This window comes from Streptococcus sp. BS35b (genome assembly GCF_000286475.1).
GTDB classification, from domain to species: Bacteria; Bacillota; Bacilli; order Lactobacillales; family Streptococcaceae; genus Streptococcus; species Streptococcus oralis_W.
Window position 1 is genome coordinate 68,403 of the sequence record NZ_ALKH01000011.1, and the last position, 12,002, is coordinate 80,404.

The following is a 12,002-nucleotide window of genomic DNA, read 5'->3' on the forward strand; positions in this document are numbered from 1 at the left end:
CAATGATAAACAGGTAATCTAGCTCCATTTCAAAAATAAAGAAAAAGCTTAGAGTTCTCTAAGCTTCTATTTTAAAAGCGAATTGCTTCACGTGTTTTTTCATATGAAGTCACAAAACGATTTGTAACTCCTGGTTCTGCAACTTCCAAGGCTTGAGAAATCTTCTCAAATGATGCCCGATAGTCAAACTCTTTCTCAAAAATTTCAAGTGCTTCGTTGAAAGCCTCTTGGATGCGTTCATCAAATGAACGGTAACGATTTGAGTATTGAAGAAGTTGCTCTGTCAAAGTTGCATACTGAACAATGTCGTATGTTTCTGTCTCAAGTACTGCCATATCATTCGTTGCAATTTCAAGAATTCGCTTAACAGATTCAATATTAACCTGCGGTTGTTCTAGCTCCGCCATCAAATCTTCAGTGTTATGACTTGCAGTAAAGAAGAGTTTCAAGAAACTTTGAGGGATTCCTGGTAAGTTTCGCTTTTCCATGTAACGTTTGATGGTGTGCAAACGATTCACATAGACATTTGCTTTTTGGCGAGCATTGAGGTCGTCTTTTTCAATTTGCGCAAGTCGTTCGCTCACAGAAATTTGCTCATCTTCAATATCTTTGAGATTGCTTTGAAGCATTTCCAACTGTTCTTCAAGAACAGAATAGGCTTGAGCAGATTCTCTTTGATCCTCTGTTACTTCTAAAATAGCAGTATCAAGTGCAGCTAATTCTTCTTGAAGTCGGCGAACATGATTTCCATCACTTTCTGGAAGAAGATAAGTTTTATTCAGGCGTTCAAGATCTTGAACAAGCACCTGGTTATTTTCTTTCAAGTGTTTGAGATAGGTTGGAAGTGTTGAGAGGAGATTCTCAACGACTTTTTGAGCCTCAATTTCACGAGTGAAAATATCATAAAGTGCGTTGATTTCTTCTTGGATGCGATTATTTTCATACTCTGCATTGTCCAACTCCAACTGACGAATGTTTTCTTGATTATTCTTCAAAGATTCATGCAAAAGTTGGAAACGTGACTCAATATCTGTTTCAGTAAAGTGGTAGTTGGCATCCAACAGCTTGCGATAGCCTTCTTCCAAATCTGCTAATTGATCTGGCAATTCCTTTGTCAAGGTTTCAACAAGAGCTGGAATCCGATCAACAATATGCGTTAGAGCAAGAATATGATTTTCAGTATCATCTAAGATTGCTGCAGCTTCGACTGGGTCACCTGATGAGTTAAGGGTAACAAATTGAGAGAATTCCGATTGGATGTTTTCCAATTGCTTCTCAATCTCAGGAAGAGCTTTTCCATATTTCTCTGAGTCCTCTGCAACAGTATGTTGAAGGGTTTCAAACAAGTCCAAAGCATGTAGGACACGACCACTATTCTTAGATTCTTGCTTTTCAAGTTCAGAAAGGGCATTGCGAATAGCTGCAATATCCTCTTCAATCAAACTAATCTGGCTTTCAATTTGATCAATCTTGTGAGCTGCTTTAAAGAAACGGAAAGAATTATTGTAGTTTTCAGCTTCAAAGAGGTGATTTTCGATGTCTGCAAATGAGTTCAGAGATAAATCAACCCATTTTTGATTCCATTCACGAAAGGTTACCTGACTTTGACCAATTAAGTGCATATTTTTAACGGCTTCAACCTCATCATTTACAGGAAGGTTGTAGAGTTCTTCTTTTCTTTCTTCAAGCGCCGTTAATCTGCTTACATTACGCTTACGTAGAAAAATGGCTGTTACATAAGCTAAAATCAAAATGACCGCAATCGCAACCATTAGATAAATTAGTTGTCCATTAGACATATCAAACTCCTTTTATACTAGAAACAATCGTAATGATTATATCATATTTTTTAAACCAAGGGAACTATTTCCCACATTTTTTAGACGTCAAGTGTACTGTAAACAGCGTTTTCTTCGATAAATTCGCGACGAGGTTCTACCCGATCTCCCATCAACATATCAAAGATTCTATCTGCTTCAGCAGCATCATCTACCGAAACACGCGCCATCAAGCGATGTTCAGGATCCATGGTTGTTTCCCACAATTGGTGGTCATCCATTTCTCCCAACCCCTTATAACGTTGGATGGTTGGCTTTGAGCGCCCTTCACTATGACGTGCTAAGGCTTCTTGGAGTTTAATTTCTTGATCTGTACCTGGCTGGATGTATTCTTTGATCTCACTTCCAACTTTAACCCCATAAATCGGTGGTTGGGCAATATAAACATAACCAGCTTCTAGGATTGGTTTCATGTAGCGGTAAATCAAGGTTAGCAAGAGAGTTCGAATGTGGGCTCCATCAACATCGGCATCGGTCATCAAAACGAGTTTTTGGTAACGAGCCTTAGTGACATCGAATTCTGCGCCAAATCCTGTTCCCATGGCTGTGAAGAGACTCCGAATTTCTTCGTTAGCAAGAATTTTATCCATGCTAGCCTTTTCAACGTTCAAGATCTTACCACGAATTGGTAAGATAGCTTGGAATTCACGGTTACGACCAGATTTGGCTGATCCACCGGCCGAGTCTCCTTCGACGATGAAGAGTTCGGTTTCAGCTGGGTTGTTTGAAGAACAGTCTGCTAGTTTTCCTGGAAGATTGGAAATTTCCAAACCAGATTTTTTACGAGTGACTTCACGCGCACGCTTGGCAGCCACACGAGCTTTGGCAGCCAAAATTCCTTTTTCCACGATGCGTTTGGCAATCTGTGGATTTTCCATGAGAAAATCAGAGAAGGCATCGCTGAAGAGGCGATTGGTGATCTTAACCACTTCACTATTGCCCAGCTTGGTCTTGGTTTGTCCTTCAAACTGCGGATTTGGATGCTTAACTGAGATAACTGCAGTCAGACCTTCACGGACATCTTCCCCTGTTAGGTTGTCTTCATTGTCTTTTAGTAGCTTATTTTTGCGGGCATAATCATTGATAACACGCGTCAGTGCTGTACGGAAACCTTGCTCATGCGTTCCACCTTCATGGGTGTGAATATTATTGGCGAAACTCATGACATTTTCGTGGTAACCGGTTGTGTACTGCATGGCTACTTCAACAGTAATATCATCCATCTCACCATCTGTGTAGATTGGTGTGTCAAAGATAACATCCTTGTTCTCGTTGATATATTCAACATAGCTAGCAATCCCACCCTCATAGTGGTAATGCTTGCTTTGTTCGAGACCTTCACGCTTATCTGTGATGGAGATTCGAAGCCCCCGGTTCAAAAAGGCTAGTTCTTGAATACGTTTATTTAATTTGTCAAAATCAAAGGTCGTTGTTTCTGTAAAAATCTCTGGGTCCGGCGTGAAGTGAACTGTTGTTCCGGTTTTATCCGTATCTCCAACCACTTCAAGATCAGCAACGACATTCCCACGGTGGTATTCTTGATAATAAATTTTTCCGTTTTTATGAACCCGAACATCTAGTTGAGTTGAGAGGGCATTTACTACTGATGAACCCACACCGTGCAATCCACCTGATACCTTGTATCCGCCACCGCCGAACTTTCCTCCAGCGTGAAGAACGGTAAAGACGGTCTCAACAGCAGGACGTCCTGTCTTTTCCTGAATGTCAACAGGAATACCACGTCCATCATCCACAACGGTGATGGAATTATCTGGCTCAATAAGGACCTGGATATGACTGGCAAATCCTGCTAGGGCTTCATCAATTGAATTATCAACGATTTCCCAGACTAGATGGTGAAGGCCTTCTTTTGAAGTCGACCCAATATACATACCTGGACGCATACGAACAGCTTCCAGCCCCTCCAAAACTTGAATTTGACTGGCATCATAATCCTGTGCCTGTTGATTTTTGATTTCTTCTGTCATTTTTTCCCTTTTCTTACATGTCTATTGCTTGTCTCAGTGTCGCAACGTTTTTAAAAAGATAGGCATCTAAGCCGGCAGCTTTACCTGCTTCTACATCAATATTCCTGTCTCCAATGACCAAACCGGATGAGATATGATATTTATCACGTAAATAAATCATGGACTCAGGATCTGGTTTTCGTTTGAAACCAGAACTGGCAGTCACGACTTCTGTGAAATAGTCAGCTATCTGAGTCTTTGCAAGAAGTTCTAAAACTTGGTCATTTCGATGAGAGACTAAGAAATGACGACCACCCTTGTCAGAGATGTCTTTTAGTAACTCTGGAATCCCTTCAAACAAAACTGGATACTCTAGCTCACGCGCTTCATTTTCTTTGTAGTTTTCTAAAAAATTCTCGATGTCTGGGGCAAACTTCTCAATGGCAAAAGCTGTCGAAACCTTCAAGGCTTCGTAAACACGGTCGTGTTCTTGCTCTATTCCGTATTGGGCTAAGGTCTCTACAAAGGCTGCTGTAGAAGTCTCATAATTATCCAATAGGGTACCACCTAAATCCCATATGTAGTCGTGATATTTCATACCCTTCATTATACCATTTTTTTATGAAAAAAGCGATGATTTCCTAGATTTTTCCAAGCAAAAACGAGAGCCGAACTCTCGTCTTACTGTTAATTTCCAAAGACATCTCGATAGAGCATGCCGACTCGTAAACTTTCAGCATCCCCTCCCAACTGCTCTACCAACTCATAGGCAAAGGCAAGTGCGGTTGACGGTCCTCGGCTAGTTGTTAGATTGCCATCCACAACCACTGTTTGCTTTTGATAAATTCCATCACTGATGTTCTCCTGAACACCGTCATAACAGGTGAAGTGCTTGTCTTTCAGGATACCTGCTTGATGGAGGGCGATTGGAGCTGCACAGATGGCTGCAATTTTCTTTCCAGCTTGGTCAAAGACTTTAATCTCAGAAATGAGGACTGGATTATCCCGTAGGTGAGCTGAGCCTGGCATGCCACCTGGAAGAACGACCAAGTCATAGTCGGACAAATCACCATCAAAGATACGGTCGGCTTTTACCTGAATGCCATGTGATCCTGCCACCTGCTCTTCAAATCCTACCATATCACATGAAATGTTTGCTCGACGCAAGACATCAACTACTGTCAAGGCTTCAATTTCTTCAAAACCCTGGGCTAAAATAACTGCTACTTTTGACATAGTGGCCTCCTTATTTGATTTGTTTTAGGACGACTTTCTTTCGTTTGAATGGAACTTTTCCACTTTTCTCCTCCGCTAGGTTGGTCTGGTAACTCATAGATAAGTGGAGACCGACACCAATGAGGTTGCTAATAATTGCGGAGCCCCCTTGAGAAATGAAAGGCAGAGGAATCCCTGTCAAAGGAAGTAAGCCTGTCACGGCACCGATATTTTCAAAGATATGGAAGAGCAACATCATGATAAATCCAGTCGAAATGTAGGTGTAGAACTGGTTATTTGACCTGAGCGTAATCTTCAACATTCGATAGATGAGAAGTAAGTACAAGGCAACAACAAATACTGAACCAATGAAGCCAAAGTCTTCAGCAATCACCGTAAAAATCATATCACTCTCACGTACTGGAATGAGGAGATTGGACACATTGAAACCTTGTCCAAACAAGCCACCACTTCCAATCGCAATTTGTCCCTGCGCCTGTTGGTAAGTCGTTGTTTGCGCGAAGTCAAAGGGATTGAGCCAAGCCAAAATGCGGTTGATCTGGTAGGTTGGCATCCCAATCTGATGCAAGAAGGCACGTCCATCCTTGCTTATAAAGATGGCCATGAAGCCTGCAACTGCAGTCACTCCTGTCGCAAAGACCGGAATGATAATCTTCCACGAAACACCTGAAAGGAGAACCATACCTGCAAAAATAGCTACAAAGACCAAGGCAGTCCCCAAGTCACTTTGTAGGGCTAAGAGGATCAAGACTGGGATGGTAAAGGCGATCATCCAACCAATCAATAGGAAATCCAAGGGAATAGTCCGTCGCCATTCCTTGTGTTTTTGCGTGAATTGTACGATGACTCGAGCCAACATCAAGATATAGGAAATCTTCATGAACTCCGATGGCTGAAAGAGTGTCGTTCCACCAATCGATACCCAGTTCTTGGCACCTGTTGACGCTACAAGATTTGGATTGTAGAAAACAAGTGGGAGGACCATTAAAGCTAGCCCCAGGCCATAAAGATAAGGAGTCGCCTTCCATAAAAACTCGGTATTGAAGAACATGACGACAAACCCAATGACAAGCCCTAAAGCAATCCAAGCGATTTGCTGACCCAGTATTGGAAGTACATTATTGGGATAGTCATGACTAACTGCTATATAAATGGCCACTACTCCAATCACCAGTAAACAAAACACTGGTAGGAGAAGGCTATAATCGACTCGAGAGTCGAAGGAACGTTTCATATTTTTTACCTTTTCTCTTTCTTAGATTTTTCTTTCATTCTATTGCGATGGGATTGGAGAAAATCAGCTACAGCAGCTTCTAGCTGTTCTCTAGAAAGGACCTGAACCGTCCTTTCTTTTGACAAGGTCTGGGCGATTTGTTTGCCGTAACGCTTGCTGACAACACGACTGTCTAAGATTACAGCAACCGAACCTTGGTCAGGACGTCTAACAGTACGACCCAGGGCTTGTTTTAGCCGAATGATAGCCATCGGCAACTGATAATCATAAAAGGGATTTTTCCATTCTTGACGCAGTTCTTGGTTTAATTTTTTGGTTAACGGTTCTTGGGGGTTTTGGAAAGGCAATCTCGGAATCACTTGAATTACACAAGGATGGGTTGAAAAATCAACCCCTTCCCAGAAACTACCTGTTCCAAGCAAGATCTGGCGTTCGCCTTTTTCAAAACGTTTTTTCAGTTGGCTTGGTTCCCCATTTTTATACTGAGCTAGATGCGGTTGGTCGAGCAAGTCTGAAACTGCCTGCAACATCTCTTTTGAGGTAAACAAGACCAGTATGGGTTTTTGAAAGGCTTGTAACCTTCGGATAACAGAAGCCACTTCACTAGCATAGTCAACAGGTGAAACTTCAGTCACAAGAGGAAAGTCATTGACTAGAAAGACTTCTTGTTGCTCCTGTTTTGCTACATCAAGCTTAACAAGCGGAGCATCTGGAAATCCCAATAAATCTGCTAAGGAAACCCGATTGCTGATTTCAAGAGTGGCCGATACTCCTAGGAGCCTGCAATCTTCTGGCAATAGGTCTGCTAGTATAAAGCGGCCTTTTTTGCTTGAACAAATCAAAACATCCTTGCTAGACTTCTCAGTTGCAGCAAGCCAAAATTCACGGTCCGATGTGAAAAAATTTGCAATTTCTCTATACTCTGGGAGAGCTAACTCCGAAAAATGCTGGCGCAACTGTTCAAGAGAATCCAACCACTTTCCATTCTTCAGACCTGACTGATAGTGCTCCATCAAGTAACGACATTCAAAGCCGATACTCTCAAGCAAGCGTTTCTGAACCAAATCTTCCTCTGACTCTAAGGACTTTTCAATTTGAGTTACAAGATCCTCTAGGCGATAAGCCTGTTGAGCTAGATTTTCGAGAGCTAGCAGCATTTTTTGAGCTTCATCCAAAATTACTAAACGGTTATCGACAAACTCTGGATTGTCTTCCAAACGAGTGACCAGATAGGCATGATTAGTCAAGAGAACGCGACTGGTCTTGGCCTTTTCCTGCCCTCGTTTCCAAAAATCCTCTGTAGCAAATAAACTTTTCTTTGAAAGCTTACCATCGTGGACTAGTTCCGGCAGAAAGTGCTGGTAGCGATAAAGCTGCCCGATTTCGTCCAAGTCACCAGTCTCTGTCTCTGTTAACCAGATGAGCAGTTGCATTTTAAAACGTGTGAAAAGGCGATTGGACTCCGGTCGATAGAGAATTTGATGAAAGGCATCCAATTTCAAGTAATTTTGAGGCCCCTTGAGACTATGAATTTCCAGATGGAAGACCTCTTTTAAGCGCTGACCTTCTTCTTGCATGATCTGATTTTGAAGAATTTTGGTCGGAACACTCACTAAGATACCTGCTTGACTCTCCAAGTTCAAAGCTGGGAGGAGATAACCATAAGTCTTGCCCAGTCCCGTTTGGGCTTGGATAAAGGAAGTCTGGTGTTCTTCCAATAATTGCTCAATCTTCTCCGCAAATTCCAACTGTTGCGGTCGCTCCTCCAGCCCCAATAAAGAAATGTTTTTAGCAAAGTCTTTGGATAACTTTCGTAGGACTAAGGCTTTGCTTCCCTTTCTGAGGAAAAGCCCATGAAGTTCCATCAAGTCTGGCGAAGATAAGAGAGATTGTTGCTGATAGACCTCCTCAATCACCAAATAACTTTCATAGAGAAGGTTGTCTGCAAGGTTTAACAAGCTTTCTAAGAGCCCTTTTGGTAGCTCAAATAGTTTTTGACGCATGTAAAGCAAGAGTTCAGCTGTTGCCTGAGCATCTGACAGGGCAGTATGGGCATGTTCCAGCTCAATGTCCAACTCTTGACAAAGGATACCTAAGTTATACTTTTCAAACTGAGGATACAGAACCTGGGCAAGCTCAACTGTATCCACCCGCGGTGTACGCAATTCATATCCTTCAAAAAAGAGGAATTCTGCAAGAAGGTTAGCATCAAACTGTACATTGTGCGCAACAAAAATACCGTCCTTAACCAATTCAAAAATTTTTCCAGCCACCTGAGAAAATTCTGGTGCCACAGCCAAACGCTGATCGGTCAGACCCGTTAATTCTTTGATATGAGAATCCAAGGGTTCGTGAGGATTGACATCAGTCGCATACTGATCGACGATTTCGCCATTCTCAATCACCACAATGCCTACTTGAATAATTTTTGCCTTGCTTCCAGTGCTGGTCGCCTCTAAATCAACGACTACATACCGATCATGTCTCGCATTCATCATTAAAAATTATATCAAAAAAAGCATGATTTGACACCCCTCAACTTTGATAACAATCTCGCTTTCCTTTTGAGTTTGACTAAAAATCAAGACCTTAAAAGAGAGAATTTCACGCAAGTTCAGCAGTTAGTCGCTGGTTCTGAGGTATTTAAAAACCTTATCAACAAAGCTACATCAACATAAAAAGGCAACCAAGATATTAGCTGCCTTTTTGAGATATTTTTTTCATTGTTTTTGGGAGTAGCTTGCTAATCTCTGTTGGCAAAACAAGGTAGTTTTCTTGAGCTAGTTCTTGCGCGATAGCTGAATGAAGGTGAGTCGCTACCACCACTCTTTCATAGAGGCTGACTTGGTGAAACTGACCTGCAAAACCCGCAATCATCCCAGCCAGAGTATCTCCCATCCCACCAGTTGCTTGATAGGGACCTCCAACCTGTAACTGATAATATTCAGACTGACCAGCTTGCCAGATACGAGTTGCCGGACCTTTCTCGACAAGAATCGTTCCTTGAGGAAAAGCTGAAAGAGCCCTAGATGTCGTCTCTGTATTTTGATGCCCAAGAGCTATACCAGACAGCCTTTCCCATTCCTTTTGGTGGGGAGTTAGGATGAGCTGACTAGAAGGTAATGGTAACTGGACTTTTGCTAAAATGCTCAAAGCACCACCATCTGCAATCAAAATCTGGTCTTTTCTGAGCTTATCAAAGACCCGTTTTACGAGTTCTTCTCCGAATGCATCCTCTCGTAAACCCGGACCTATCAAGACGACTTCTGCCTTCTCTATCTGTTCCTTTAGTAATGCTGTATCCTCTAGAGAAAAAGCCATAGCTTCAGGTAAATGACTGTGCAAAGCCGAAATATTCTCCTTATCCGTGCCAACAGTCACCAACCCTGCCCCACTTTTAACAGCTGCAATGGCTGCCATGATGATAGCTCCCCCATAAGGATAGGTCCCTCCCAGCAAGAGCAAACGCCCGTAATCTCCCTTATGGCTGTAACGAGAACGTTCAATAATGACTTTTTCTAATAAAGCTTGATCAATCACTTTCATCGTTTTTTCCCTCTCACTCCATTATACTACAAAAGGAGGCTAGAACCTCCTTCTATACTATTTTCCCTTAAATTCCGCAAAAGTCTGTAAGATTTTAGCTGCTACTGCTGGAGAAGGAGCTCCTTTTATCTCTAACGTGTCATCTGCATATGGAGTAAGGCCAGCAAAATCTCCTATCTGGACTGAATAGAGCGATGTTTTAAACAGTTCAATATCGTTTTGGTCATTTCCAAAAGCGATGAAGTTCTCCCCACATAATTTTTCAACAGTTGTTGCCTTATGAGTATCCAAGGGATTAACATAAAGGCACTTTTCATGCGCATGATAGGACAGATGAGCCAGCCCCAGTCTTTCTAGCTGACCAAGCAGATCATCAAGCAACTCCTCATGGTCACCCATATAAACGACTACCTTAATCGGAGTCCCTAAGTCCTCGAGTTTCTGATGACGAGCCACCTTTAGGGGATCCACACTGGAGAAAAATGGAATCTTCTCTACAATCTGACCACTATAGTCAAAGCAATCATCTACAAAGAAAGGGAGATTATAAGTCTGGCAATAATCCACTAGCGCCTGATAAACTCTAGCATCGAGATTCCTTTCGAAGATAGCCTTCCCCAAATGATAGGCTACGCCACCATTCAACCCTATGACCAAGCGCTGACTGAGTTCAGGGCCTAATAAACCCAGGCAATCCCGATAAGAGCGAGCTGAGGCAAACACAAGCTCATGCCCATAATCTTCAGCCTTTAAAAGAACCTGCTTAATCTCCTCATCTATGGTCATGTAGTCAAAAGACAGTGTCCCATCCAGATCAAATACGAATTTCATCTTCCTAGTCCTTGTTTAGTGTTCGAAGCGCTGCCTGATAGGTTTGCTCCATCAGCATGGTAATGGTCATAGGTCCAACTCCACCCGGTACAGGTGTGATGTGGCTGGCAAGTGGTGCAACAGCATCATAGTCAACATCTCCACAAAGCTTGCCATTTTCATCGCGGTTCATCCCAACGTCAATGACAACCGCTCCTGGTTTGACAAAGTCAGCAGTCACAAACTTAGCGCGACCGATTGCAACCACAAGAATATCTGCCTTAGCAGCCACCTTGGCAAGATGATGGGTGCGTGAGTGGGTCAAGGTCACAGTCGCATTTTTATCCAAAAGAAGCTGAGCCATGGGCTTTCCAACAATGTTTGAGCGACCGATAACAACCGCATTTTTTCCTTCTAGATCAATCTCATACTCATGAAACATTTCCATAATTCCTGCAGGTGTCGAAGGAATCATAACTGGATGACCAGACCAGAGGCGACCCATGTTTAGGGGATGGAAACCATCCACGTCTTTTTCGGGGTCAATGGCTAATAAAACTGCCTCTTCGTCAATATGTTTTGGCAAAGGTAACTGGACTAAAATCCCATGCCAAGCTGGATCTTGATTGTATTTGAAAATCAAGTCTAACAATTCCGCTTGGGTAATGGTCTCAGGAACTCGCACTACCTCACTACGGAAGCCAGCAGCGAGAGCTGACCGTTCCTTGTTGCGAACGTAGACTTGGCTGGCAGGATTGTCCCCCACCAAAATCACCACCAAGCCTGGAACTAAACCTGTTTCTTCTTTTAGTTTGGCAGTCTTTTCAGCTAACTGTCCTTGTAACTTAGCTGCAAGAGCCTTCCCATCGATAATCTGAGCCATATCTCTTCTCTTTTCTATCAAATATCTTCTATTATAACAAAAAATACCTTGTCATTCTAACATTTCTTGACTAATAGACCTTATAGTCTGAAACTATAAGAAAAAGCCCTTATAGAGCTTTTGTACCTATTTATACTGGGTAAATCTGTCATGCTTTCTTTTTAACTTTTGGAGCCGGTAAGACTTCATACATATCCTTAATTAATCTCGTTAGAAATGACTTATCCTCAATGTCTTCTATCAAAATCATCTCCTTAGCTCCTTCATAAGGACGTTCAAGCCTAGTCTTTCCCAGTTGATCCATGACCACCTTCACAGGCTTCAGTAACAAACGATTATCATAGACTCCCCCAATAATCTTCCCACGATAATAAAGGATATACTCTCCCATCATTGGACGATAACTCATCTCCTCTAGCTCTGATAGCTGTTCGAGAATGAAATCTAAATATTCTTTACTGGAAGCCATGATGCCTACTCCATTTCTT

Annotated in this window: 10 protein-coding genes; all 10 read right to left on the minus strand. The window is 42.3% G+C overall.

Annotated features, from left to right (window positions below; translation table 11 throughout):
* Positions 1 to 71 precede the first annotated feature (71 nt).
* Positions 72 to 1,799, minus strand: a complete 1,728-nt coding sequence (gene ezrA / locus HMPREF1149_RS08860) for a septation ring formation regulator EzrA (RefSeq protein ID WP_000064799.1) — start codon at positions 1,797 to 1,799, stop codon at positions 72 to 74.
* Between the two features lie 80 nt (positions 1,800 to 1,879).
* The gene (gene gyrB / locus HMPREF1149_RS08865) at positions 1,880 to 3,826 is read right to left on the minus strand and encodes a DNA topoisomerase (ATP-hydrolyzing) subunit B (protein WP_000134079.1); all 1,947 of its coding nucleotides are present in this window, start codon (positions 3,824 to 3,826) and stop codon (positions 1,880 to 1,882) included.
* A gap of 13 nt (positions 3,827 to 3,839) precedes the next feature.
* Entirely contained in the window at positions 3,840 to 4,403 is a 564-nt protein-coding gene (locus tag HMPREF1149_RS08870) for an HAD-IA family hydrolase (protein WP_025170457.1), read from the minus strand.
* 89 nt (positions 4,404 to 4,492) lie between these two features.
* Entirely contained in the window at positions 4,493 to 5,041 is a 549-nt protein-coding gene (locus tag HMPREF1149_RS08875; protein WP_000048214.1) for a DJ-1 family glyoxalase III, read from the minus strand.
* A gap of 10 nt (positions 5,042 to 5,051) precedes the next feature.
* A complete protein-coding gene (locus HMPREF1149_RS08880; protein WP_000830409.1) occupies positions 5,052 to 6,275 on the minus strand; it encodes an FtsW/RodA/SpoVE family cell cycle protein in 1,224 nt (407 codons plus the stop codon).
* Between the two features lie 5 nt (positions 6,276 to 6,280).
* On the minus strand, positions 6,281 to 8,773 hold the full coding sequence (locus HMPREF1149_RS08885) for a bifunctional DnaQ family exonuclease/ATP-dependent helicase (protein ID WP_000980470.1): 2,493 nt from the start codon (positions 8,771 to 8,773) through the stop codon (positions 6,281 to 6,283).
* Between the two features lie 196 nt (positions 8,774 to 8,969).
* Positions 8,970 to 9,821, minus strand: a complete 852-nt coding sequence (locus tag HMPREF1149_RS08890) for an NAD(P)H-hydrate dehydratase (RefSeq protein ID WP_000863013.1) — start codon at positions 9,819 to 9,821, stop codon at positions 8,970 to 8,972.
* A gap of 57 nt (positions 9,822 to 9,878) precedes the next feature.
* A complete protein-coding gene (locus tag HMPREF1149_RS08895; RefSeq protein ID WP_000673609.1) occupies positions 9,879 to 10,652 on the minus strand; it encodes an HAD hydrolase family protein in 774 nt (257 codons plus the stop codon).
* Positions 10,653 to 10,656: 4 nt separating this feature from the next.
* The gene (locus tag HMPREF1149_RS08900) at positions 10,657 to 11,514 is read right to left on the minus strand and encodes a bifunctional methylenetetrahydrofolate dehydrogenase/methenyltetrahydrofolate cyclohydrolase (protein ID WP_000057230.1); all 858 of its coding nucleotides are present in this window, start codon (positions 11,512 to 11,514) and stop codon (positions 10,657 to 10,659) included.
* Positions 11,515 to 11,662: 148 nt separating this feature from the next.
* Entirely contained in the window at positions 11,663 to 11,983 is a 321-nt protein-coding gene (locus HMPREF1149_RS08905; RefSeq protein ID WP_000168537.1) for a TfoX/Sxy family protein, read from the minus strand.
* Between the last annotated feature and the right edge of the window lie 19 nt (positions 11,984 to 12,002).

Coding starts and splice junctions, on each gene's coding strand:
- ezrA (WP_000064799.1), bottom strand. CDS start 1,799: ATGTCTAATGGACAACTAATTTATCTAATGGTTGCGATTGCGGTCATT.
- gyrB (WP_000134079.1), bottom strand. CDS start 3,826: ATGACAGAAGAAATCAAAAATCAACAGGCACAGGATTATGATGCCAGT.
- HMPREF1149_RS08870 (WP_025170457.1), bottom strand. CDS start 4,403: ATGAAATATCACGACTACATATGGGATTTAGGTGGTACCCTATTGGAT.
- HMPREF1149_RS08875 (WP_000048214.1), bottom strand. CDS start 5,041: ATGTCAAAAGTAGCAGTTATTTTAGCCCAGGGTTTTGAAGAAATTGAA.
- HMPREF1149_RS08880 (WP_000830409.1), bottom strand. CDS start 6,275: ATGAAACGTTCCTTCGACTCTCGAGTCGATTATAGCCTTCTCCTACCA.
- HMPREF1149_RS08885 (WP_000980470.1), bottom strand. CDS start 8,773: ATGATGAATGCGAGACATGATCGGTATGTAGTCGTTGATTTAGAGGCG.
- HMPREF1149_RS08890 (WP_000863013.1), bottom strand. CDS start 9,821: ATGAAAGTGATTGATCAAGCTTTATTAGAAAAAGTCATTATTGAACGT.
- HMPREF1149_RS08895 (WP_000673609.1), bottom strand. CDS start 10,652: ATGAAATTCGTATTTGATCTGGATGGGACACTGTCTTTTGACTACATG.
- HMPREF1149_RS08900 (WP_000057230.1), bottom strand. CDS start 11,514: ATGGCTCAGATTATCGATGGGAAGGCTCTTGCAGCTAAGTTACAAGGA.
- HMPREF1149_RS08905 (WP_000168537.1), bottom strand. CDS start 11,983: ATGGCTTCCAGTAAAGAATATTTAGATTTCATTCTCGAACAGCTATCA.